Below are 23,423 nucleotides of genomic sequence, written 5' to 3' on the forward strand. Positions count from 1 at the left end.
TCAAAAAAAGATACAATAAAAGATTGAATGATTAGAAAGGCTGTGAGATATCTGCGGCAATTCCAAAATATCATGAGTTTATGAAACCAGTTCTGTACGAAAAGTTTGCTCATCAATTTCATTTAGCAGAAGAAGAGAAGGAAAAGCGCTTAAGCAGGTATGAGAAAAATAATAAAGAGACTATTAAAGAAATATGATTATCCACCAGAACAAGCTACGCATGTACTAGAGGTAGTTATGAGACGGGCAGAGCTTATGTGTGGAAATGTTGATATGTATGAGATAGTTTTTGATAGAGTTGCTGAAGGTAGAGAAGAGTAATTAGTTTAGAAAGTAAGGAGAAAAAATAATATGGCGGATATAAAATTTGAAATTAAAGAAACTACAGGAGTTCTTTCAGAATCAGCTAAGGGATGGAAAAAGGAATTAAATTTAATTAGCTGGAATGATAAAGAGGCTAAGTTTGATATTAGAGATTGGGACTCAGAGCATAAGAAAATGGGTAAAGGTGTAACATTAAACATTGATGAGTTAAAAGTTCTTAAAGAAATATTAAATGGGATGGAGTTGCTAAAATGACTGAAAATGAATTAGGCAGAATCTTAAAAGAAATGTATGAAAATGTACCAGAAGGGTATCAAGTTGCTAATATTCATTTATTCGGGGTTAAATATGCGGATATAATTCTTGACAATAATTACAAAGCCACAGATATAGTTAGAGATTCAGGCTTAAACCAATCTTATGCTACAGAAGTAAGTAAAGGAATTAAGCTTTCAATGTATGTAATGCCTAAATAAATGGCAATAATTATGATAGGTACTATAAGAATAATTTTCCTTGGAGGTGTTGAGAATACTTATTCCTGTTAAAATTAATAAATCTATAGATATACGTGATGTTGAGATAACAAATACTAATTTCAAAAGTTTAAATTTAAAAGAAGAGCAAGTTGAGGAATTTTTACGCTCAAATATAGAGGTAATATTCCAGGATGAAACGCTTCTTGTTGTTGGCAAACAGGTTACCAATAAAGAAAATGGTAGAAGTGATTTGACTGCAATTGATGAGAATGGTAATTTGGTTCTAATGGAAATTAAAAGAGATGTAGAAGATATTAAGCAAAGAAAAGAAGCATTTGAGTTTCAGGCCATAAGATATGCAGCAAGTTATGCCAAGATAAATACTCCAGACGAGCTTGTAGAAAAAATATTTGCCTCCTATATTGAGAAATATAAAGATGAATTTGAATTGGGAGAGCTAACTGCTTATGAAAAAGCAACAAGGATTTTAAATGATTTCCTTGAAAAGAATAATGCAGCTAAAACATTTAATTCTAAGCAAAGAATTATACTTATAGCATCTTCTTTTGATAATCAAACTCTTTCTGCAGTTGCTTGGCTCATAGCTAACAATGTGGATATCAGTTGTTTTGAATTAAGTCCAATGAAAATAGGGGACAATTATTTCATAGATATTAATAGAATATTACCACCACCAGCTTTAGAAGATTTCTATGTTGAAGTTGATGATAAGAAAAGACCAGTGTATTCAGAAAAAAGAAATACACCTATTACAAGATCTTATCTTCCAAGGATGGATAAGTTATTTGAATGGGGAGTTATTAAAGCTGGTGATGCTGTTGTAATTAAGAATTTTGAGAACTCACAAGCTGTAGTTATTGATACTAAAACTGTAGAATATAATGGACAAAAACTTACATTTAATCAATGGGGAGAAAAGGTTACAGGATGGTCAGCTCTAAGTGTTTATGAGTGGACCATAGTTAAAGGTAGTGAAAAGACTTTACATGAAATAAGGAAAGAAAAACTGTTGTCTGTTGAAAATGAAACAGAATAAAGAAAATTAAAAAACAAGGGCACTATGTGGAAAATCACACAGGTATCCTTGTTTTTATATATACCTTAATAAGGAGTGGGGTAGAGTATGAAATACGAATTGTTACTACATCAATTTGAAGCAATTGAAGCCATTGGAAAGAGTTTTTGTGATAGAAATCATAAAGATTGTGGGTATGGTCAATAATATGTTTGCGGAAAGCAGGAATGATGACTATGAATAGGACACTCTTGCAACGCAGGAAGATTTCGATAAGTTTTAGAGAAACTAGATAAGTTGTTAATAAGCTAGAGGGTGAATGTTGTTTAATATAAAAAAGTTTGAGGAATATTGAAAACATACTATTGACATACGAAAAACATGCTAATATAATAACATACAGAAAGCTCTTGATAAAACTATAAATAACATACGGAGGTGCTTTTATGTTAAAGACAATTGCAGTAAGAGGTAAAAAGGATATTGTAGCAGTTTTTGCAAAGTATGCACAGATTTCTGGACAACAGGACACAAGTAGGCCAAAAGCAACAGCAGATTTCATTGATTATGTAAGTAAGATGGCATTGAATGAGAAAACAGTGGTAAAGCTAAAGAATGCATCTAAGCAACGTATTGATGAAAGTGAAATATCTGAGGATTCTGTGCCATCATCTATCAAAATACCTATAGATATCGATGAATTAACATGGGAGAAAGCAATGAGTGTTTTCAAATATGCTTTTTCCCTTAAGGGCAACCCACAAATGCCTTATTTTCTCAGAGTAGCTGGTATGGCATATATTAATGAATTAGAAGAGCGGGAGTCGGGAATTGTGGCAAATATACAAAAGATTTCTAATAAAACAAAGATTGACAGTATTATGACTTTCGAGGAGTTTAAATCTTTAGATATTGATGATAAACTTATTGAAATTTATAAGTTGTTGATTGACAGGAGTGTGTAGTTTATCATTAAAATTATAGAAGTTTATCAACAAAAGCCTGATACAGGTGATGGTCATCATCACCTGATTAAAGCTTGCGCTAACCACATTATATAAATTAATATAAGCACGACAAGACATATACATATCCATAATTAATTATTAACTATAAACTCCACAGCCTTTAAAGTTTTTTCATCTAAATCTTCTGGGTACCAGTGTCCAATTCCTTTATTAATATGGTATTCATGAGCAAGTCCAACTTCCTTAAATATCTTTAAGAGATGCTGAACAACTGGGTCAGTGTCCTGGTCCCCTTCAAGAATAATTATTTTTGTTTTTCTTTCTGCTAATTTCCTTGTATCTTCAAGTCCGATGATATCTAAGTAATCACCAGGGCATAATGCAATAGCTCCTTTTATTGGAATAGTGTTATGAAAAGTCATATCAATAGAGGTAGTTGCACCACCAGAGAAACCTCCAAATAATACACAAGTTTCATCAATGGAATAGTCTAATAATAATTGTTCATAGCAATCTTTCAGTTCTTTTCTTGATAGAGTGGGATCAGTGAGCCAGCCAAAGCTGTTATGGAAATACATTTGCGATGATTGAGGATATACAACTATGTATCCTTTTTCTAAAAGTGCATCAGGCTTCCAATACCAGCTAGTATTTTTTATATTGCAATGAAATCCATCACCATGTAGACAAAAGAATAATGGATATTTTTTTGTTGGATCATAAGATTTTGGAAGGTGAACTTCATATTCAAGCTTAGAGTTTTCTTTAGCTTGGTGAAGTAGTTTTGTATTTAAATTGTTAATAGACTCATATTCAGGGTGGTTTCTTAATAAATCAAAGTTTGGCCAGTGTAGGGGAAAAGGATAACCTTTTTCAAGTGATTTTTTTATAAGATTAATACAGCTCTCACTATTATTGGTTTCAGTATATACCCTAGATTCATCGATGATAAGCTCAAATAGATTTTCTTCATATTCATCCTTTGGTAAGAGTTCATTTGCATGAAGGAGTATATTTAAAACTTCATCATACTTTTTTTCAGAGAAGAGTATTGAATAGTATTCTTCAAATTCATAAAAATTTCTATATTTCATAGGGATCTCCTTTAATTAATATTTATTTTAAATTATTATCAATAGGTTAATTATAACAGATAAGGGATTATAGGTATATGGAGAGATTGGTTATAAGTGTAACATATTGATAAGTCATGCAGTTTGTGAAGATAAATAGAAATAACCTTAACATAAAAACTAATGTAAGTAGCTTTATCCATGCCTGGATGGTAAAATAATAGAGAACTGAAGATGATTAGGGGGAATTTTTAAGAAATGAAGAAATTTTTGTCAGGCTTAATTGGAATACTATTTGCTGTTTTAATTTTTGGCATGACCATGATGCCAAGAGATACAAAAAATCAGCAAAATATTGCAAGTAATAAAATTGAAGCTAAAGAAGAGAATAAAATTGAAGATACTTCAGTGTATAAATCAACTGAAGCAGATAAGGAAACTGCAAGTAATTTAAAGGAAGAATCAAAGAAAGAAACTTCAGCTGTTATCACAGAAGATATATTTTCAGGATATAAGCTGATAGTAGTTGATGGTGGAAATCTATCTGGACACAGAGAACCTAATGTTGTAGTAGACATAGGATTTGGAGATAGAGAATATTATGCTTTTACCAATGAATACGGTCAGCTTGTTAAGGTAATAGCAAGGGAGATAATCTTGCAAGATGATTCAACAGAGCCTGTTAATTCAAGTGGAAGATATTATCAAGATGAAGCAAAAGTGCCAGGAGTTGAAAGTAGGACCTTGGATGAGGGACATGTTATAGCTGATTCACTTGGTGGAGTTTCCAATGCATACAATATAACGCCTCAGAATAGTATCCTTAATAGGCATGGTGACCAAGCTTATATGGAAAAGGTTATTCGAGATGCTGGAGGTTGTACAGAGTTTGTTGCAATAATAACTTATCCAGATACAACTACGCAGATACCAAGTCACTACAGCTACACCTATACAATTAATGGCAATGTAATTAATGATGAATTTGATAATGTGAATCCTGATGAATATAATGCAAGTTTAGAAACGAATACTTCAACTAACAACTCAAATTCTAGTAATAATACAAATACTACTATCAATAATTCAGGTAGTACAAGCAGTCCAGGGAAAGTATATTGGACACCTAATGGAAAGAGCTATCATACTACAAAGAGTTGTTCTACTTTATCTAGAAGTAAAACTATTTTAGAGGGAACACTACAAGAAAGTGGAAAGAATGACCCATGTGATAGATGTCATTAGTGAAAAGTAACTTAAGAGATTAGATTAAATTCTAGTCTCTTTTATTTTCCACAAAATACATAGCTTGATGAAATATATGGTATAATTTCTATATATTTATTGAAAGCCAAGTGTTACTTGGTCAAGTAATAATCAATAAGCCTTTGCAACTAATATAGCAAATCAAAGAAGTGTAAAAGAAATTACACCAACAGATGTTTTTGGGGGGATTAAATTATGAGTAAAGTGAAAAAAGTCATTGTATTACTAATTATTATAATGGGTTTATTAGGGGGAACTATTATTTATATAAGGCCTATCAGTGAAAAACAATATGTGCAAAAGAATGCTGATGAATTAAATTTACAGAATTATGAGGATTATTCTGATTTAAACTTTCTAGATGAAGATATAAAAGATAAGAAGGTTGTATTTACAAATGAGGTTCATGGAGCTGATGAAAATGCAGACGTTCAGTATAAATTTGCTAGTTATTTGATTGATAATTGGGATTGTAGATATTTATTATTAGAAATGGGATATGCAGAAGGCGAAATTATTAATAAATATATTCAAACAGGAGATGAGGAATTATTAAAGAATTTCTTAAATATATGGCAATCTAAGTTTAATAATGTTTCATATATAGAGTATCTAAGAAAGCTTCATGCAAAAAATAAAGATCTTCCACAAGATAAAAAGATAATAATAAAGGGAGTAGACTCCATTGAAAATTCAGAAGCCACTGGAATGTATATTGATTTACTTATACAAGATAATCCTAATTTAAGCAAAGAGCAAATTGCTGCCTTAAATAGTTTTAAAAAACAAATTACAGAGTGTATTATAAGTGATCAGCGTGGATGGGGTGGAGAAGAAAATATAAAAAACATATTAAGTGCCGTAAAAGAAATAAGTGATATAATAAATGAAAACAATAAAAGCTATAAGGAAGCATTAGGTGAGAATCTGTTTAGTATTTCCTTTATATTAAATAATATTAAAAATTCACAAGACTTTAATTTTACAACTGCTGCAAGTGTAGACTCTGATAAGGAGTGGTATGAAACTAGAGATAAGTATACTTATGAAAACTTTAAGAAGTTAGATGAATATTTTAAAATGGATAAATGCTATATGCATTATGGAATTCGACATGCTTATCAAAAGGAGATTAATGGTGTTAAGTTTTTAGCGGCTTATTTGGCTGAAGACGAAAAATTAAAGGATAAGTTATATAGTATTAATACTATATATGGAGACGGAACAATTTTTGAATTTCAATCATATTCACCTATTCAATATTTTAGTATAAGCTATGAATTGAGAGAAATACTTAATGGTTCTAAATATGAAGGAAAAGATATATTTATAGATTTAAATAATAGAAAAAGTACATTTTCAAAAGAGCTTACACCTACAGTATTTACTTATTATGATAGTGCAATGGTTGAAAAAGAAGTATTTTATAGTAATAAAGGAGTTACAACAGATTATTTTCAAGGTGTTATTTTAATTAATAAACCTACTAATGTTGAGCCAACTATTCCTCTTGGAAATTAATTTAATGTAAGTTTGATTGAGTAGACTGAGATAGAAGTTGTAACTGAATAGATATTAAGGTTTGACCGCTAACTGAGTAATCTAATATTCTTAGTTAGCGGTCTTTTTAGCTTTATAAGATCCAGTGGTTTCATCGCTTACTCTATAATATCAATAGAATCATCTATTCTTACATATAATTCTTTAGGCATTCTTATATAAAAATCAGATGGCAGGTTATTCTCGTTTTGAGTATTGAGTCCATCATAATGTGTAATTAGTTGAGATGACCTAAGATTTTCGAAAGAGCCTTGAAGACTTAACATGCCGTAGCCCCATTGTGGATTAGGATATATATCACCAGACCTTTTACTAGTACCCCTTGTGAAATAGGAAATAGCTGTAGGACCATATATGTTAGTGTCATTTCCAAGGAGTATTCCCCATTCTAGCAGAAGCAGTGTAGCACCGCACAGTACGGCTCCAGCTACAGATCCACCAGAAAGTAATACATTTTCATTATTTAGTCCTGTAGTTAAAGCCATAACTCCACCTGTAGTTAAGTTAGGTTTTACTCTATTATCTGCAGTAAATCCTCGACCGGATTCTACAGCTATAGTATTATTATTTTGATTGTAAAAAGAGGTAGTTATAGATTTTTGGGCATTAGCTGGTGCTTGAAGTGTGATATAAGGGTTAGGATTTATTACTCTAGTAGTTAATTGTATAAGTGGCCTTTGAGGCAGCCACAGATTATATACTCCATTAACTACATAATCTCCTTTAAGTCTTAATTGCCAAAGTCCAGCTTTGGGATTTTTAATAGTTATATATATAGATTCATTTCCACTAGCAAATTCAGGGTTTAAAAAAGAAATGTTAATTATACTATTTTCAAGAATTAAATTAACTTGCTCAAACTTACTAGATACAAGGCCAGATTGTATAGGTTTTGCAATCTCACCATTAGGGGAAATTATTTCAATGGATATTACATCAGGTCTTTGAACCCAGAGCATAAGAACTAAATTATTTTCATTTGGACCTACAATAATCTCTAAAGTTTGAAGTGTATTACTCTTTATAAATCTACCATAACCATGTGTTAAGCTAGCCCCTTGATTACCAGTGTTAGTTACGAAGATAAGTCCCTTTCTTGTTGAAAAGAAGTTAATATCTTCTTCTATAGATGTAATACCTTCATGTCCACCCCAATTTGTTCCTGCAGAGATCAGAATACTCATAGGTTTTGTTGAAGGTGATGGATTGTAATTTATTACAAACTTCATTGCAATATAAATATCAATACCTTCAAAAATAGGTGTACTTCTTCTATCGTTAATTCCCACTAATTTAAGGTTACTAGTTTTAAATTCCTTAAGTTTTACAATTAAAAATTCACATTCAGGAGCACCGCCTATAACATCGTTTAATCCTCTTGCACCAACTAAACCAGCTACATTTGTACCATGTCCTAACTCATCTCTTGAAGGAACTATATCATAAGGATTCCCACCTTGATTTGATACTTCAATAGCTCTATTAATTTCATCTTGGCTATAAATAGTGCCAAAAAATGCTATAGGGTCATCATTGTTATTACTTTGAATAGTTTGATCCCATATACCTATAATTCTTGTAGTTCCATCAGGATTTTGAAATTGAGGGTTTAAATAATCTATACCCGTATCTATAATTGCAGCTATTGTACCTTTTCCTGTAAGATTTAAAAAGGTTTCTCCGTGAAATTGGGTTATATTAGCAGCTTCTACTGGTTCGATAGCTGACAAGGTATAAGGAAAACTAATATCTATGTTAAATATATTATTAAATCTATTTATAAAGTCAGTATAATTAGCAGTTCTCACAGAAGCAATGTAGGCACCCTCAGATACGTTAAAGGCACATATATATTCTATTTCTTTAATTAGGCTATTAAAATCTCCTGTATATTTAATGAATACAGTTACATATTCTTCGCTAATGTAGGCCTCTCTACACAGATCAATTTCTCTGGATGTACTTAGAGTATTCATTTATAAAATTACAACTCCCCCAAATATCTATCTATTCATATTATTCAATGAGACTTAAAGTAGTTACAAAATAAATATATATAGAATTAAAATGCGGTATCTCAATAAAAATGAGTTACCGCATTTGGTTTATACATGGTTTTATGATTACCTTTAAGTATGTCAACTTTGGGAATATTTGCTAGTTTACTGATACATAAGCAGGTTCTCACATTGTGTCATTATACTGAGAAAGCTCATTTAAGATAAATTCTTGGTCAGCCTAAGCTTTCTTTTTGTCTTTTGATAAGCGTGGTTGAATTACTCTTCAGCAGCGTCTGAATCAGCTTTAGTTATATGAACTGTATCACGTGGATGCTCAGGAGGAGCATAAATAGAGTACAGTTTAATTGGTGTATTACCTGTATTGATTAGATTATGCCATTTACCAGCTGGTATGATGAAAGCAAAGTCATCATAGACCTCTTTTTGAAAATCTAAGTTATCTTTTCTGTCGCCCATTTTAACAAGCCCTTCACCTTCTTCAATACGTATGAATTGATCGAGGTTAGGGTGACTCTCTAAACCTATTTCTCCTCCAACAGGGATACTCATCAAGGTAAGTTGCAAATGAGTTCCAGTCCATAAAGCAGTACGAAAAGTATCATTTTGCTTAGTAGCCTCATCAATATTTACTACAAAGGGTTCTGGTCCATAATCCTTCAATTCAATAAAACTATTAGTATATTCAGATCTTAAAAAATTAAATCTTGATTCATAATCAATTTCATTAGTATAAGGGAGATATTCATTAGGATACATATTTCTCTTCCTTTCATAGAACTATAACATTATAGTATTCTCTAAGTTTGGAAAATGTGATTGATTCATAGGAATACTATACAGCTAGGTCATAGCACTAAAATTATAGGATTCATGAATTTCTGATTCTGTATAGTTTCTATTAGTTGTATTTTTTTCTTGTCATAATTGGCTTATCATTAATATATCTCTTGTATCAGAATATCGTTACCTTTTCTGTACTACAACTATTTTACTACCCGAGGAGGGTAAACTTTGATTAGCAAATTTTAAAACTAAATTTGTCATATATGTTTAGTATTTCTTGGATATAAGCATAAACTTTAGGAAATAATAAGGCTACAAAGTATGAATGGTTAAGAAAGGATTGTAGTATGTCTAATAAAATACGTTATTTTATAGTGAGTTATATGAATTATTCGTGTTTCTGAAAATATAGAGATATTAAAAAATTAGAAAATTATCTATAAAAGCATGAGTAGTGGATTAAGAAAAATACCAATTAAAATTATATAAGAGATAGGTGGTTATTATGAATACACAATATGTACAAGGAGATTGTATATTTACAAGAATCAATAAAACGATAAAACAGTATGAGTATTTAACAGAGGATATAGAGACAGAAGTAATAATAATAGGTGGAGGAGTCACAGGGGCAATTTTAGGATACTATTTTAGTAAAAGCAATATTAATTGTGTTATTTTAGAGAAATCAAGAATAGGTCACGGCAGTACTAGTATAACAACCTCATTACTTGAATATGAGCTTGATAGTAATGCTATGGAGCTAAAGGCATATACGAGTATGGAGAATGTAATAAAATCATATAAGTTAGGGCTAAAGGCATTAGATGAAATTCAAGAGTTTATAGATAGATATGGTAATAGGTGTGATTATAAAAGAGTAGATAGTTTTTTATATACAGCTAAGAAATTAGAAAAGAAGGAGATGGAAGAAGAGTATTATATTAGAAAAGAGGCTGGATTACCCGTAGAATTTATTGATGAAGATAATAATCCTTTTTTATTTGATGTAAAGGCAGGTGTATTAGGTAAAGGTGGAGGAGCTGTATTTGATCCCTATAAATTTACTCATCATTTAATTGAGGTCAGTTGTAAAGAGGGATTAAGAGCATATGAAAACACAGAGGTTATAGATGCTAAATATAGTAATGATAGTGTTACCGTAGAAACTGTATACGGTTATAAAGTTAAAGGGAAAATTGTTGTTGTAGCTACAGGGTATAATACAGAACTTTTCACTAAAAGGACATTTGGAACTAAGACTACTACATTTAATATTGCAACTAGGCCAATAGATAACATTGAGGAAATTTATAAAGACATAGTTATTAGAGATAACAGAGTTCCTTATAATTACTTTAGAACAACTAGAGATAAGAGGTTAATAATTGGAGGGGAGGATATAAACTTTATACCAGATATATATAATGAAAAGTTATGTAGTAAAAGTTATGAAATATTAGAACAAAGACTAAAAAGCTTATTTCCAAACTTAAATATAGATATAGAATATAAATATTGTGGAGCATTTGCATCTACTCAAGATAATTTGGGTTTTATAGGTGAAGAGCCTACTAATTCTAAATTATGGTATTGTTTGGGTTATGGGGCAAATGGAATATTATTTGCTATGCTAGGTGGAATGATGTTAAGTAAATTATATTCTGGAGAAGTAGATAAAGATCTGAACTTGTTTAAAGTAGATAGATTTGATCATTAAAATTTGTGCAACCCTGTTGATGCAGAACTTGTAATAGAGGTTGCACAAACTATTTGTATGAAATATAAGAATGTGTTATTGCTTGTTTGTATTATTCCAACTGTTGTAATAAATATGTTGTGAGATATCCTTTGGCGGATAATGTTCATCATCTTCATTGGTTTCACCAATTGGAGTCATTGCAACTACTTTGAAATTTTCAGGAATATTTAAAATCTTACGGACTGCTTCTTCTTCAAAAGAACCTACCCAGCAAGTTCCATAACCTTCATTTGTTGCTGCCAATATCAGATGTTCCATAGCAATACCGCAATCTAACATAAAATATGATTTATTATCAACATCACCACTTTCCGATGGGTCTGCCACTATAACAGCAATGATTGGCGCTTGTTTAAGTGCATTTGATGTTTTGTCAGTTTTGTTTATAATTGTATTGGAGATTTGTTCTCTTATATTTTGTTCATTGATAAAAATAAATCGATAACAAGTTTTATTTTTCCATGAAGGTGCCATTAAAGCAGCATTGATAATTTTATCTAGTTTTTCTGTTGGTATAGGAGTTGATTTGTAGGTCTTATTACTTGTTCTGTTTTCAATTACTTTATAAAAATCCATTAGTATTCTCCTTCCTTAATACAATAATTCTTAAATTTCAAAATTATAGTTCAAAGCTCAATTTTATGTAAGTAGCCGTCCCTATGTATTTTAGTATGTGTGAATATGTACTTTTTATACTTTAAGTAAAACTATAAATAATAAATGAACTACAGATAGTATTTAGATTATTGAAAATTAATGAGTTAAAGGAGAAGAAATAATGAATTTTTGGGGAAAAATTAAGGATAATCTTTGGTCACACTCGGATTTCACTGGTGGCAACCTAATGCTAATTCTTGACGGTATGCTTGGCCTGCTCGAATAAACGGCTGTGGACGTTCAGGGTTTACAAGATATTTTGGGTGACGATGTCAAAGGCTTCTGTTCAGCTCTGGTCAGCGAAGAAGGGGCAAAGTCTTTTCGCGACAAGTGGCGCAAGGAACTCAACAATAATATTGCTAAAAAATTAGGTGAATAGGAGGATAAAATGAGAATACAAGATATCATCGAAGGCAAAAAAGAGTGGAGAGTGCACGTAGCGCGTGTTAAAGCGCTCCCGAAAGATTTTCAGATTGTTTATAAAGAAATTCAAAGATATTTTTTTAAGGTTGGACCTGTTGAGTTAACCGACGGGATAGGTTTACTCACGGGAATTATCGATATTTTTGAAGAGGGCGTGGCCTTTGGGAAAGGCGTGATCGAAGTGACGTAGTGGCTTTCTGCGACGATTTAGTCAAAGGTTCAAAAACTTACGCTGACATCTATCAAGAATCTGTTGACAAAGAAGTTAACAAGGCTATGAAAAAGGTTACTGATAAAACAAAGTAAAAGAGAGATATGTGTTACCCTTGCTTGATGTATAGCAATAATAGTTGTATTTTATATTTTTGCCATGAGAATATATAAAAAAGTATAATCTAACTTTGTATTAAGTGTAGTTACCTACTCATAGAGGTGGATTAAGGTAAAAGATTATTATATCAATAACCTTTTGTATAATTGTATAAGAATAATGTGGTAACACATGTTGAAAGTGTTGTTAAGCTGACTATATAAATTGCGAATTTAAGCTGTTTTAATATTAATAAAAATATGATTTGCCACTGATTTGCCACCATAAGTTTTGTATGAAATATATATAGTTGATTTTAGATGTAGAGAATTTAATTAGATATTTAAGATTATGACTAAAAATGCAGGTCAGATTCAGTACCGTAAGTATATTATCTAGCCTGCAAGTGATCATGTAAACTATACACATAAGAATATCAGAATAAAGAAATTTATTTAAGTTCTAAATTACATTTAGTTAACAGTTTTGTTTTGGATTATCTACAGTAATGGATGATAGTCTTGCAGCGAAGATACCGATATTACCTGTAATAGCACCTTCATCACCTTCACCAACTGTCACCATTACAGAATAAGTGCAACATTCATTTAAACATGAATCACAATCACATAAAAAGAATGTGAACGTCCTAGAAACGAGAGATGGCGTTGCTACTGTAAAAGAAAATGGTCCTCCTATTGGGAGTGGCTGTTGATTATCACAGAATTTAAATAATTGAAATATTAAGGTTCCAGAAAAACCTACTCCAATTAGATTACTTGTAAATTCAAGCTTTGTACATGGATTACAGAATTTAGAAGTATCTATGGTGATAGTAGCAACAGTAGCAGTAGTTCCTACTAGTGAGCCAGGTAGTACTACTTGACCAGGTTCGCCGCATTTTAAATCAACTTGACATTGGGAGTCACAGTTACAACTTTGAGCATAATTTAAATCAACTTCTGACATTGTATTCATAGATTATTTCCTCCTAGCATATTGAAAAATATTAATAATACAACTTAGAATTAATGTGAATTTTTTAAGAGTAGGCTGATTTAGTGTTTATTAGAAAATTCTTATAATACAGGATATTAAATAATTGAAGAATAGTGATTATTTTTTATGAATATTTGCTTTTAGTAAGCAAATTGAGTTAAATATGCTATTTGAAAATTGAATGTACAGGCTGATAGGATTTTTTATCGAGGTATATAAATATGCAAAAGTAGTGAGTATTTTTGACAGAGAATAATATAACCTTTTACAACCACCCATGCAATGGCTCCGAAAGAATCTGAGCAGTAATATATGAGCATTTAGGAAAGGATTACTGTTAGTTCAAAATGTTTAACAATTATTACCTTTATATAGAAATTATATTGACATTGGAAAAATAATGAATTAGTATAATAATATAGCTTAATTTAATATGAAGTCGAAGGGAGTGTTATTATGACAGCAATATTTGAGGTGGTTTTGAACTAATTAAATATAGAGCAAAAGGTTTTGAAAAATGGATGAAGATGCCATTTATTTGTGTTGACTTTTGCTAATGTTATGAGTATAACCGTTCGGCCTAAATAATTTTGGTTTTTAACGCGATGCAGGTTATTGTGTTTTTTTATGCCTATAAATTTATTATCCCGCAAGAGGTCTATTCTCTTTGCGGGATTTTTGTATCCTTTTTTAGAAGACGGATTAAACTAATTTGTTCTAACCCTTATAATAATGTTTTATATTATGGAATTAAAATAAATGAAGGTTCAATAAAGCCGTGATATTGCAATAATTTACGAATTAGGCTTAGTGATATAAGTTATTGTGATGAAAGGAAGATTTTATGAATTTAGAAAAATTAGGTTGGAATAATTATTTTGAAGAAGAATTTAGAGTGTATTTTAATAAAGGTCTTATTGCTGGAAGAATAGTTTCACAGCAGAAAAATAACTATTTACTACATTATGAAAAAGGTATAATAGCTGCAAAGCTTGCAGGTAAATTTAGATATAATGTAGCATACAGTAAAGACTTGCCAGCAATTGGTGATTGGGTAGCTGTTCAGTTAATAGAAGGTAGCACACAAGGAATAATTCAAGGTGTTTTGCCTAGAAAGAATTGTTTTGCAAGAAAACAGCCTATATCTGGTGGAAGAAAGATTAGAAATGGAATAATAGTAGGAGGGCACATTGAGGAGCAGGTTGTAGCTTCAAATATAGATACAGCTTTCATTGTAAGTGGGCTTGATGGAAATTTTAATATCACAAGAATAGAAAGATATATTACATTAGCATATAACAGTGGAGTAAATCCAGTAATCATTCTAAATAAAGCAGATGCATGTAATAACATTGATGACTATAAAACAAAAGTAAATGATATTGCAATAGGAATACCTATTTACTGCATTAGTGCTATAAGTAATATAGGCATGGAGTTTTTTAAGGAGTACCTATCATATGGTAAAACAGTAGTATTCTTTGGTTCTTCAGGAGTAGGAAAATCAACTATTATTAATTATTTGCTTGGGGAAGAAAAGCAGAAAACAGGCTCTGTTAGTTCAGCTAATGGAAAAGGTAGACATACAACAACTAGCAAGAAACTATTTTATCATGATTCTGGTGGAATGATAATTGATACTCCAGGGCTTAGAGAGCTTCAGCTTTGGGGTGATGAAAATGGAGTTGAAGAAAGTTTTAAGGATGTAGCTAGTTTAGCAGAAAATTGCAAGTTTAAGGATTGCAACCATGATAAAGAGCCAGGCTGTGCAATAAAACAAGCTATAGAAGATGGTATCATAAGTCAAGAAAGATTTGAAAGTTATATGAAGCAGTTAGGTGAGATAAAAAGGTTAAGTAAAGAAAAAAGGCAATATGAAATATTTAAAAGTAGGAAAAGTAAGAGGGAGGTATGATTTATGAAATCGCTGATAATATATTGTTCTGATTATAAAAAAAACACTGAAGTAATTGCACGGATATTGGCTGACAAAATGGATTCGGAGTTAATTAATATAAGAGATGTTAGTGATTTAGACATAGAAAGTTATGATCTGATTGGATTTGGTTCTGGAGTATACAAGGAGAGTTTCTCACCAAAGCTTTTTAAGTTGGTTGATAAGTTGAATTTAGCAGGTAAAAATGTTTTTGTATTTTCAACAAGTGGAGTTGGGATGAAGTTCTATAATAGTAGGTTAATTAAACTTTTAGAGTCAAAAGGAGCAATAAACAAGGGGAGCTTTGCTTGTAAGGGGAGCTTTATAGCAAAGGATTTTACCAACAAAAAGCTTTTTAATATTATGGGCAGATTATCACAAGGACATCCCAATAAAAGAGATTTTAAAGAAGCAGAAGGATTTATTATAAGGGTACTGGATTCACTTTAAACTTAAGGTTATTAACTCATGGTATAAATATTCTTATGTAAGAACAAAAGAATATATATATATTATAGTTGAGTAAAAGCAAAAGATATTTATTATAGAAGGGAGAAACATTAATGAATATTAATTTTCCAATAGAAGAATCAGTAAAAAAACGATACAGTGTAAGAAATTATAAAGAACAAGAGGTTGAACTAGATAAAAGAAAGGCAATTGAATCCTTTGTTAATTCCTTGGATAATCCTTTTGGGAAAAAAGTTAACTTTCACTATCTTGACAATATGAAAATGAAGAATGAAGAAAAGCTTGGAACTTATGGTGTTATTAAGGGGTCAATGCAATATATTGGAACAACTATTAAATTAGAACCAATGGCATTAGAAGCCCTAGGATATGAACTTGAAGCAGTTATTCTTTATTTAGCTCATCTTGGACTTGGGACCTGTTGGCTAGGGGGAACCTTTAATCGTAAAGGCTTTGCAAAAGCTATGAATATAGAAGAAGATGAAATATTTCCAATCATAACACCCTATGGTTATGCTGCTACCAAGAAGCATATGAAAGAGATTGTTATGAGAAAAATGATAAAAGCAGATCAACGTAAAGAATGGAATCATTTGTTTTATATAAATGATTTTCAGTCACCTCTTACAAAAGAAAAAGCAGGAGAACTAGAGGTTCCTTTGGAAATGGTTCGCTTAGGCCCATCAGCATCAAATAAGCAGCCTTGGAGAATTCTAATAAAGGACAATGCATGTCACTTTTATGAATATAAACAGCCGGGATATAGTGCTAGTTTTCCATATGATATTCAAAGGGTAGATATGGGAATTGCTGCAGCTCACTTTGATTTTTCAGTTAAAGAAAAGGGACTCAAAGGTTACTTTGATACAGAATGTGTACCAGAATTAGAATTGCCAGACCATATGGAATATGTGTTTTCTTGGATTAGAAAATAGGATAAGATATTATGTAATTCATTTATGTTTAAACTCCCCTTGGACTACGGTCTGAGGGGAGTTTTTTATAGGGTATACAAAAATGCAAAAGTATTAATTGGTATTTATGGTGTATGTAGTTTTCATACAGTCCTTACTTTCCGAAAACATTATTTATTTTCAAATATATAATCACACTTTTGGCATTGTACCATTATGTGTTCAGAATCTTCTTTGTGATATGCCCCTGACCAGTGACAAATACTTTGAAGTATTGGAACTACTGATTGTCCCTTGTGCGTCAAAGTGTATTCTACTCTGGGAGGAATTTCGTCGTAGGATTGGCGGTGTACAATTTCATCAGCAATCAGCTCTTTCAATGTAGCTGACAGAACAGCATCAGTAATATTCATCATTTCTTTTCTTAAGGAACTATATCGCAAGATTTTCTTTTCAGCTAATACACAGATGATACGTGATTTCCATTTTCCACCGAATATTTCCAGTCCATATTCAAGAGGGCAGCGAATATCTTTTTCTAATTTAGGTTGATACATTTTTTTCACCTCCATTTATAAATTATAATTCTAATACTCTAATGCAACAAGTTACTATTAAATTTAATAGTAACTCAATAATTTGCTTATATCTTTTGGAGAATGAGTATGAAGAATATAATAAATCTATGCTTAAGCTATTAGCAAATAAAGGAGGAATTTATATGAATGAAAAAGTAATTAAACTATTTAAAGAACAGATGTGGTATCTGGCAACCTATTCAACTGAGCCAAATGCTGTACCTGTAGCATTTAAGGACGTGACAGATGATGGTAAGCTGGTAGTTGGGGATGTATTTTTGGAAACTACATTAAACAACATCAGAGCAAACGGAAAAATTGCGGTTTCAGCCAGTAACTCATCCACAATGGAGGGGTATCAGATTAAGGGTACTGCTCAATATATTACTGAAGGACCAATGGTTGACACATTTAAGAAGATAGTTTCTGATATGTTTAAGGGAGAACTTACTGCAAAAGGTGCATTGATTATTACTCCGGAGAAAGTTATTGTCACTACTCCTGGTGCTAACAATAAAAATGAACTCTATTAGCATTTACATTACGGTTAGTTGACTGACACTTTCATAAAGAAAAAAATCGTTCTTAGTGCAGAGAAGTTTCTGCACTCTAATATTTTACTTGCGGTGGTTTTGTGATATCAGAGCCGCCGTTTCTTTTTATCTTTAAACCAATAAATAAAATAAGCAAAAAGGAAGTTCTTTGTATAAACTACAATTTTAACCATATTATAGACCGTAGAATACCAATGCCATCATAGTGTACTTGCAGAAGGAATGAAAAGCATGTGCAACATATTGAACTTTATTGTAAAAGACTACCTTATATTATATAATATAGTAACAGTTAATAAAATTTGGTCTAAACATATTGTACTAGGGGGGATTAAATGTCAAAATATAATTTGTTCTCGAAAAAGAAACTTGGGATCCTTGATATCATTGGAATTCCAGTTCATTACTGCCCCTTTTATACTATTTCAATTGCTGTTGTTAGTTTTTTTAGTGGTATAGTTCCAACACTTTCACTTTTAGCCACTTCACATTTCATCAATTCTTCAATATTGTTTTTCACAGAAGGCTTGGGTGAAACTCATATCAAAATGTCAGTATTGGCAATTATTTTATGTACAGTGTATTTGAGTTTTTCGCCTTTATTGATGGAGTATCTTAATAGGAAGCTTGAAAATAGTTTAATGGAGAATTTTTCTGTTTCTTTAATAGGTAGGATTGCATCACTAAAATATGAATATCTTGAGGATGACTCAAGCTTAGATTTAATATCTAGAGTTTCTAGACAACCTGAGACCCAATGTGTTAAGTCTTATGGACAAGCATTGGGAGCATTTAGTCTAATACTAAAAATCATAGGGATTATGAGCGTTCTTCTCTTTAACGTTGCCTGGGCTGCATTAGCAATTGCATTAATAGCAATACCAACATTTCGTATTGCTATAAGGGGCGGCAAAGAAAATTATGAAGCAAATAGAGAGTGTGAAAAACATATAAGAAAAGCGGGGTACCTATCAGAAATTCTAACAGGAAGAAATGCTGCTAAAGAAAGAACTCTTTTTAACTTCTCAAAGCAGGTTAATGATTGGTGGCATAAGCAATACGAAGTTGCCAGGAGTATTAAGTTTAAAGCCAGTTTAAAATGGTTAAAGGAGTCTGAAATTGGTGGAACCTTAACCTCCTTACTGATAGCAGTTATTATTTTAATTCTTGTATTTCCATTAAAAACAGGTTTATTGTCTATAGGACTCTTTATTTCAATTGTTAATAGTATTCTGTCATTAATTCCAGATTTGGCTTGGCAATTGCCAGAGTATACTGAGGCTATAGCTGAATCAAAAGAGTATTTAGAAGATTTTACGAAGCTATTGTCATTAAAGTATAAGAATGAGTACTTGTGCGTTCCATCAGAGAATCCAACTACATTGTATCGAATAGAATTTAGGAATGTAACATTTAAATATCCAGGAACTAAGCGTGATGTATTGAAAAACCTTAATCTTGTCATTGAGAAAGGAATGCACTATGCTCTTGTTGGTGCTAATGGTTCCGGAAAGACAACAATCACTAAACTACTAACGGGATTATATGAGGAATTTGAAGGAGATATTCTTATCAATGGCATTTCAATTAAGACGTACAGCCAACAAGAATTAAAATCCATGTTTGCTATAGTATATCAGGACTTTGCTAAATATGAGATTTCATTGAAGGATAATATAGCATTAGGAGATGTAAATAGTTATAGCACTCAACGCCTTGAAGAAGCAATTGAAGAAAGTGGATTAAAGGAGTTAGTACAAGAATTACCTAAAGGTATAGATAGCTCTATTGGGAGAATTGTTAAAGAGAGTATTGATTTATCAGGTGGACAATGGCAGCGAGTTGCCATTGCAAGAACACTAGTAAGTAATGCTTCCTTAAGAATTTTGGATGAGCCAACGGCAGCGCTAGATCCAGTGAAAGAGAGTCAACTTTATGAGAACTTTGAAAAAATTAATCATGGGAAGACCACACTTCTCATTAGCCATCGATTAGCTTCAACGAAACTTGCAGATGTTATATATGTAATTGAAGAGGGAACTGTAAGTGAACAAGGTAATTTTGATGAACTGATGAAAATCAATGGTTCTTATGCTGAAATGTTCAATAGTCAGAGGAGGTGGTATGAGAATGAAAACTAATAGAAAATCTGACTGCAGTATAATTGTTCAAGGATTTCGAAAGGTAATTGGTGCCTGTCCAATGTATTTTCTATTTATTTGCATCATTGACTTACTACTCGGTTTAACACTTGCTCTTAATACCTTGGCCCTTGACAACTTTTTTAGCCTTGTTGGTCAATATGTTGCTGGAAAAACAGTATTAAGTGGAGTATTGAGTTCTCTTATATTACTTATCCTTTGTATTTTGGCAAACCCAGTATTAAATGGACTAAGTACAGTTTTTTGTTTAGACTATGAACGTAAGGTGATAGGAAAACTTGAAAAGATGTTTAATGATAAATGTGCCATGCAGCAAACAGCTAGTTTTGAGGAAACTTCTTTTTTAGATGATATAAATAAGGCACAGAAGGGTGTAAAAAATAGTGTATCACTTATAACAGGAATTGTGGATGCTACACTAATCTATATCCCTTATTTTTTAATTATCGGTGTATACCTTTATAGCTTAAAACCAAACTTAATTATAATCATTTTTTTATTTTCCATTCCCATTATGTTCTCTCAAATGTTTAAAAGTAAATTATATGCTAGACTGGAAGATAAGGCTGCACCCTTGCGTAGAGAATGTGATCATTATGGGGAATGCATCATTGGCAAAGAAAAATTTAAGGAAACAAGATTACTTGGAGCATACAATTTCTTTATTAAGAGATATAAGAATAGATTGCAAACTCTAAATAATGTTACAATGAAGACTCAAGTTAAATCAATAAGGATTGAATTGTTATTTAAAATTCCCGTGTTATTGGGACATGTAATTACCCTGCTATTACTTGTTAGGTATCTTCTTGATGGTTCCATTTCAGTAGGAAACTTTGGTGCTATTTTAGCTTCAACTGGAATGATTATGAATATGTTAGAACAGATGATTTGCTATATAATAGGAAACTCAATGAAACAGATTGGTACTGTGGATAACTATCTTAAATTTATGAATATAAAAGAATCAGTAGGAAAGCAAATTAACTATGAAAAAGCTCCAGCCATTGAGCTTAAGGATGTTTCCTTTAGTTATCCAGGGAGTAAGAAAGATGTTATTTCAAAGGTATCTATAAAGTTTCATAGTGAGGAAGTCATAGCTATTGTAGGAGAAAATGGTGCTGGGAAAAGTACATTAGTAAAGCTGATTTCTGGGATTTATTTACCTAATAAAGGTAGTGTATATTTTAACGGTGAAGATACTAGAGGGTTAGATCCTAAAACCTTGATGAGTAATATTTCTAGTGTATTCCAGGACTACCAACGCTACAAGATGACACTGCAGGATAATATCATTATAAGTGATACATCAGCAACTTTGATAAACCAATGTGCTCAGAACTCATTAAAAGAAGCTGATTTAAATGTGAATTCCAAAGTATTTCCACAGGGTATGAATACAATGCTTTCACGAGATTTTGATGGTGTGGATCTTTCAGGAGGACTTTGGCAAAGAGTAGCTATTGCAAGAGGATTTTATAAAAAACATAATATGATTCTTCTTGATGAGCCTACAGCTGCAATTGATCCAGTAGAAGAATCTAAATTATATATGAAATTTATTGAGTTATCAAAAGGAAAAACATCTTTTATTGTTACCCATCGCTTATCTCTAACTAAAATGGCAGATAGGGTAGTTGTAATGGATCAAGGTAAAGTTGTTCAAATAGGAACTCACAAAGAATTAATTAGTGTAAAAGGAAAGTATCAAGAACTGTATAGTTCTCAAAGTAAGTGGTATGTAGAAAACTAATATGATGAAAATAGAGATATTCAAAAGAGTTTGTTTAAAAGGAAACACATTTAGAACCTTGAGAAATCAGGGTTATTTTTAAGTGCAAAAAGTTATATGTTTCCAAAGACATAGTAAGGAAACAATGAAAGTGATATAATAAAGCGAATGAGTATGACTTTTGAAGAAGAATACGTGAAAAAGCATAACAAGAAGAATTCAGATTGAATCTTTAAGAAGATAAATTAGAGGAGGATACATAATGAAAATTTCAAAAGAAGATGCGTTGATGTGGTTTGAGTTTTTTGCCATGCTGCCAGAGGATGAGGAGCTTATGACAAAACAACAGGAAATCATATACGCTACCTTTGCACAAATAGAGGAGTCAATTGATCATAGAAATAATATCCTAATGTCAGAAATTAAAGACTTAAAAACTCTTGGGAATAGAACTTATTTTGTGGGAAATGAAAGAAAGTTTGCAATGGGATGCCGTTCTTGTCTTATGGGAACTGGCTTAAGTGCAATTAGAAAAACCAACAAATGTAACATAGAGTGTAAGTTCTGCTATAACTATGGAGAATTAGAGGATCAGCCTCCTATAGGTGAAGGTATGTGGGAAATCGGAGGTACAAAGTTTTATGAGAAGGATATAGATTTACTTCTTTCCATCCATAAGAAGCCTACTGGGGTATGCTATGTTTATTTAGAACCTTTTATGGAAATTGAAAAGTACTATCCTGTTATAAAGAAGTTTAGTGAGGCAGGTGTTCATCAACATTTATACACCAATGGTACTTTAGCTACGGAAGAAACTTTGAAGGCATTAGCAGAAGCTGGCCTTGACGAGATAAGATTCAACCTAGGGGCAACTAATTGTGCAGATAAAGTTATAAAAAATATTGGACTTGCTAAAAAATATATTAAAAATGTGGGTATTGAAACTCCAATGACTCCTGAGTTTTTTGAAGGATTCTTTGAGAAAAAAGAAGCAATTTTAGACACAAATCTGGATTTTATAAATTGTGCAGAGCTACATTTAAATGAGAACAACATACACAATTATGAAGGCGAAAATATGTATATTTCCAGACATGGCTATATTTCTCCAACTTGGAGCAGAGAATTAACTCTTAAATTCATGAAAATAGCTGAGGAGGAAAACTGGGATTTAGCAGTTCATGATTGCTCAAATCATACAAAATTTGCGAGAAATTTAAACTTGAGTAGCAAAGAAGGTAAGTGGTTCGGAGCTAGTAGCTATGGCTGTGAGTTTTCAAGGATACCATACGAAGTATTTTTACCAATACTGAAGGATGATAACTTCAAATTTTTATGTGAAGAAGAACTACCTGAGGGCTATAAAGTAGGAGAGCTATTTTTCTAATTAGATAAATGGAGTTTATTAAAATCAT

General features: G+C 31.6%; 21 protein-coding genes and 2 pseudogenes. 17 read left to right on the top strand and 6 right to left on the bottom strand.

The genetic code is table 11. From position 1 onward, the window contains the following. Positions 1-159: 159 nt before the first annotated feature. From B2694_RS11035 to B2694_RS11055, 5 genes are all read left to right on the top strand, one after another. Positions 160-321, top strand: a complete 162-nt coding sequence (locus tag B2694_RS11035) for a type I restriction enzyme endonuclease domain-containing protein (RefSeq protein WP_346885782.1) — start codon at positions 160-162, stop codon at positions 319-321. A 30-nt stretch (positions 322-351) separates the two neighbouring features. After that, positions 352-579, top strand: coding sequence for a YdbC family protein (locus B2694_RS11040; protein WP_346885783.1), 228 nt, complete (start codon positions 352-354; stop codon positions 577-579). After that, entirely contained in the window at positions 576-800 is a 225-nt protein-coding gene (locus B2694_RS11045; protein WP_346885784.1) for an HTH-like domain-containing protein, read from the top strand. The genes B2694_RS11040 and B2694_RS11045 overlap by 4 nt, the downstream gene beginning before the upstream one ends. Positions 801-849: 49 nt before the next feature. Next, on the top strand, positions 850-1,860 hold the full coding sequence (locus B2694_RS11050; protein WP_346885785.1) for a hypothetical protein: 1,011 nt from the start codon (positions 850-852) through the stop codon (positions 1,858-1,860). Positions 1,861-2,285: 425 nt separating this feature from the next. Then, a complete protein-coding gene (locus tag B2694_RS11055) occupies positions 2,286-2,804 on the top strand; it encodes a hypothetical protein (protein WP_346885786.1) in 519 nt (172 codons plus the stop codon). Positions 2,805-2,938: 134 nt separating this feature from the next. Here B2694_RS11055 and B2694_RS11060 read toward each other — a convergent pair whose 3' ends face one another. Continuing rightward, positions 2,939-3,901, bottom strand: a complete 963-nt coding sequence (locus tag B2694_RS11060) for a hypothetical protein (RefSeq protein WP_346885787.1) — start codon at positions 3,899-3,901, stop codon at positions 2,939-2,941. 237 nt (positions 3,902-4,138) lie between these two features. Here B2694_RS11060 and B2694_RS11065 point away from each other — a divergent pair, with 237 nt between their 5' ends. Next, positions 4,139-5,125, top strand: a complete 987-nt coding sequence (locus B2694_RS11065; protein WP_346885788.1) for a DNA/RNA non-specific endonuclease — start codon at positions 4,139-4,141, stop codon at positions 5,123-5,125. A gap of 216 nt (positions 5,126-5,341) precedes the next feature. Continuing rightward, positions 5,342-6,667 carry an erythromycin esterase family protein gene (locus B2694_RS11070; protein WP_346885789.1) on the top strand — a complete coding sequence of 442 codons (1,326 nt, stop codon included), beginning with the start codon at positions 5,342-5,344 and terminating at the stop codon, positions 6,665-6,667. Positions 6,668-6,804: 137 nt separating this feature from the next. Here the strand turns inward: B2694_RS11070 and B2694_RS11075 are convergent, their stop codons facing one another. Together B2694_RS11075 and B2694_RS11080 are read right to left on the bottom strand one after the other, a co-directional pair. Then, on the bottom strand, positions 6,805-8,682 hold the full coding sequence (locus B2694_RS11075) for a S8 family peptidase (protein WP_346885790.1): 1,878 nt from the start codon (positions 8,680-8,682) through the stop codon (positions 6,805-6,807). A 300-nt stretch (positions 8,683-8,982) separates the two neighbouring features. Next, positions 8,983-9,483: a cupin domain-containing protein gene (locus tag B2694_RS11080; protein ID WP_414632730.1), complete on the bottom strand. Its 501-nt coding sequence runs from the start codon at positions 9,481-9,483 to the stop codon at positions 8,983-8,985. A 532-nt stretch (positions 9,484-10,015) separates the two neighbouring features. On the opposite strand from B2694_RS11080, the gene B2694_RS11085 reads away from it, so the two are divergent. After that, the gene (locus B2694_RS11085; RefSeq protein ID WP_346885791.1) at positions 10,016-11,230 is read left to right on the top strand and encodes an FAD-dependent oxidoreductase; all 1,215 of its coding nucleotides are present in this window, start codon (positions 10,016-10,018) and stop codon (positions 11,228-11,230) included. 75 nt (positions 11,231-11,305) lie between these two features. On the opposite strand, the gene B2694_RS11090 is transcribed toward B2694_RS11085, so the two are convergent. Beyond that, positions 11,306-11,848, bottom strand: coding sequence for a nitroreductase family protein (locus B2694_RS11090; RefSeq protein WP_346885792.1), 543 nt, complete (start codon positions 11,846-11,848; stop codon positions 11,306-11,308). Positions 11,849-12,059: 211 nt separating this feature from the next. Between B2694_RS11090 and B2694_RS11095 the strand changes: the two are divergent. After that, positions 12,060-12,308 (top strand): annotated as a pseudogene (locus B2694_RS11095) (DUF1048 domain-containing protein); the annotation flags it as partial. A 9-nt stretch (positions 12,309-12,317) separates the two neighbouring features. Continuing rightward, positions 12,318-12,658 (top strand): annotated as a pseudogene (locus tag B2694_RS11100) (DUF1048 domain-containing protein). Between the two features lie 481 nt (positions 12,659-13,139). Here the strand turns inward: B2694_RS11100 and B2694_RS11105 are convergent. After that, positions 13,140-13,640, bottom strand: a complete 501-nt coding sequence (locus tag B2694_RS11105; protein WP_346885793.1) for a DUF4489 domain-containing protein — start codon at positions 13,638-13,640, stop codon at positions 13,140-13,142. An 865-nt stretch (positions 13,641-14,505) separates the two neighbouring features. Between B2694_RS11105 and rsgA the strand changes: the two genes are divergently transcribed. From rsgA to B2694_RS11120, 3 genes are all read left to right on the top strand, one after another. Continuing rightward, entirely contained in the window at positions 14,506-15,576 is a 1,071-nt protein-coding gene (gene rsgA / locus B2694_RS11110; protein ID WP_346885794.1) for a ribosome small subunit-dependent GTPase A, read from the top strand. A 3-nt stretch (positions 15,577-15,579) separates the two neighbouring features. Continuing rightward, entirely contained in the window at positions 15,580-16,047 is a 468-nt protein-coding gene (locus B2694_RS11115; RefSeq protein WP_346885795.1) for a flavodoxin domain-containing protein, read from the top strand. A 113-nt stretch (positions 16,048-16,160) separates the two neighbouring features. Continuing rightward, complete coding sequence (locus B2694_RS11120) at positions 16,161-17,003, top strand: nitroreductase family protein (RefSeq protein ID WP_346885796.1); 843 nt, start codon at positions 16,161-16,163, stop codon at positions 17,001-17,003. 149 nt (positions 17,004-17,152) lie between these two features. Here B2694_RS11120 and B2694_RS11125 read toward each other — a convergent pair whose 3' ends face one another. Beyond that, on the bottom strand, positions 17,153-17,539 hold the full coding sequence (locus B2694_RS11125; RefSeq protein ID WP_346846376.1) for a helix-turn-helix domain-containing protein: 387 nt from the start codon (positions 17,537-17,539) through the stop codon (positions 17,153-17,155). Positions 17,540-17,580: 41 nt separating this feature from the next. Here B2694_RS11125 and B2694_RS11130 point away from each other — a divergent pair, with 41 nt between their 5' ends. From B2694_RS11130 to B2694_RS11145, 4 genes are all read left to right on the top strand, one after another. Beyond that, positions 17,581-18,093 (top strand): pyridoxamine 5'-phosphate oxidase family protein, encoded by a 513-nt coding sequence (locus B2694_RS11130; RefSeq protein ID WP_346885797.1) that lies wholly within the window; start codon positions 17,581-17,583, stop codon positions 18,091-18,093. Positions 18,094-18,449: 356 nt separating this feature from the next. Further along, the gene (locus tag B2694_RS11135; RefSeq protein WP_346885798.1) at positions 18,450-20,255 is read left to right on the top strand and encodes an ABC transporter ATP-binding protein; all 1,806 of its coding nucleotides are present in this window, start codon (positions 18,450-18,452) and stop codon (positions 20,253-20,255) included. Then, entirely contained in the window at positions 20,245-22,029 is a 1,785-nt protein-coding gene (locus B2694_RS11140; protein ID WP_346885799.1) for an ABC transporter ATP-binding protein, read from the top strand. The genes B2694_RS11135 and B2694_RS11140 overlap by 11 nt, the downstream gene beginning before the upstream one ends. 241 nt (positions 22,030-22,270) lie before the next feature. Beyond that, on the top strand, positions 22,271-23,395 hold the full coding sequence (locus B2694_RS11145; protein ID WP_346885800.1) for a radical SAM protein: 1,125 nt from the start codon (positions 22,271-22,273) through the stop codon (positions 23,393-23,395). The last annotated feature ends 28 nt before the right edge of the window (positions 23,396-23,423 follow it).

It is taken from the genome of Clostridium sp. UBA4395, assembly GCF_002390995.1.
Lineage (GTDB): Bacteria > Bacillota > Clostridia > Clostridiales > Clostridiaceae > Clostridium_J > Clostridium_J sulfidigenes.

What these genes read in the sequence shown, in the direction of transcription:
- B2694_RS11135 (WP_346885798.1), top strand. Translation starts at nt 18,450, where the DNA reads ATGTCAAAATATAATTTGTTCTCGAAAAAGAAACTTGGGATCCTTGAT.
- B2694_RS11080 (WP_414632730.1), bottom strand. Translation starts at nt 9,483, where the DNA reads ATGTATCCTAATGAATATCTCCCTTATACTAATGAAATTGATTATGAA.
- B2694_RS11130 (WP_346885797.1), top strand. Translation starts at nt 17,581, where the DNA reads ATGCAACAAGTTACTATTAAATTTAATAGTAACTCAATAATTTGCTTA.
- B2694_RS11055 (WP_346885786.1), top strand. Translation starts at nt 2,286, where the DNA reads ATGTTAAAGACAATTGCAGTAAGAGGTAAAAAGGATATTGTAGCAGTT.
- B2694_RS11045 (WP_346885784.1), top strand. Translation starts at nt 576, where the DNA reads ATGACTGAAAATGAATTAGGCAGAATCTTAAAAGAAATGTATGAAAAT.
- B2694_RS11035 (WP_346885782.1), top strand. Translation starts at nt 160, where the DNA reads ATGAGAAAAATAATAAAGAGACTATTAAAGAAATATGATTATCCACCA.
- B2694_RS11120 (WP_346885796.1), top strand. Translation starts at nt 16,161, where the DNA reads ATGAATATTAATTTTCCAATAGAAGAATCAGTAAAAAAACGATACAGT.
- B2694_RS11105 (WP_346885793.1), bottom strand. Translation starts at nt 13,640, where the DNA reads ATGAATACAATGTCAGAAGTTGATTTAAATTATGCTCAAAGTTGTAAC.
- B2694_RS11145 (WP_346885800.1), top strand. Translation starts at nt 22,271, where the DNA reads ATGAAAATTTCAAAAGAAGATGCGTTGATGTGGTTTGAGTTTTTTGCC.
- B2694_RS11140 (WP_346885799.1), top strand. Translation starts at nt 20,245, where the DNA reads ATGAAAACTAATAGAAAATCTGACTGCAGTATAATTGTTCAAGGATTT.
- B2694_RS11065 (WP_346885788.1), top strand. Translation starts at nt 4,139, where the DNA reads ATGAAGAAATTTTTGTCAGGCTTAATTGGAATACTATTTGCTGTTTTA.
- B2694_RS11060 (WP_346885787.1), bottom strand. Translation starts at nt 3,901, where the DNA reads ATGAAATATAGAAATTTTTATGAATTTGAAGAATACTATTCAATACTC.
- B2694_RS11115 (WP_346885795.1), top strand. Translation starts at nt 15,580, where the DNA reads ATGAAATCGCTGATAATATATTGTTCTGATTATAAAAAAAACACTGAA.
- B2694_RS11070 (WP_346885789.1), top strand. Translation starts at nt 5,342, where the DNA reads ATGAGTAAAGTGAAAAAAGTCATTGTATTACTAATTATTATAATGGGT.
- B2694_RS11125 (WP_346846376.1), bottom strand. Translation starts at nt 17,539, where the DNA reads ATGTATCAACCTAAATTAGAAAAAGATATTCGCTGCCCTCTTGAATAT.
- B2694_RS11075 (WP_346885790.1), bottom strand. Translation starts at nt 8,682, where the DNA reads ATGAATACTCTAAGTACATCCAGAGAAATTGATCTGTGTAGAGAGGCC.
- rsgA (WP_346885794.1), top strand. Translation starts at nt 14,506, where the DNA reads ATGAATTTAGAAAAATTAGGTTGGAATAATTATTTTGAAGAAGAATTT.
- B2694_RS11085 (WP_346885791.1), top strand. Translation starts at nt 10,016, where the DNA reads ATGAATACACAATATGTACAAGGAGATTGTATATTTACAAGAATCAAT.
- B2694_RS11090 (WP_346885792.1), bottom strand. Translation starts at nt 11,848, where the DNA reads ATGGATTTTTATAAAGTAATTGAAAACAGAACAAGTAATAAGACCTAC.
- B2694_RS11040 (WP_346885783.1), top strand. Translation starts at nt 352, where the DNA reads ATGGCGGATATAAAATTTGAAATTAAAGAAACTACAGGAGTTCTTTCA.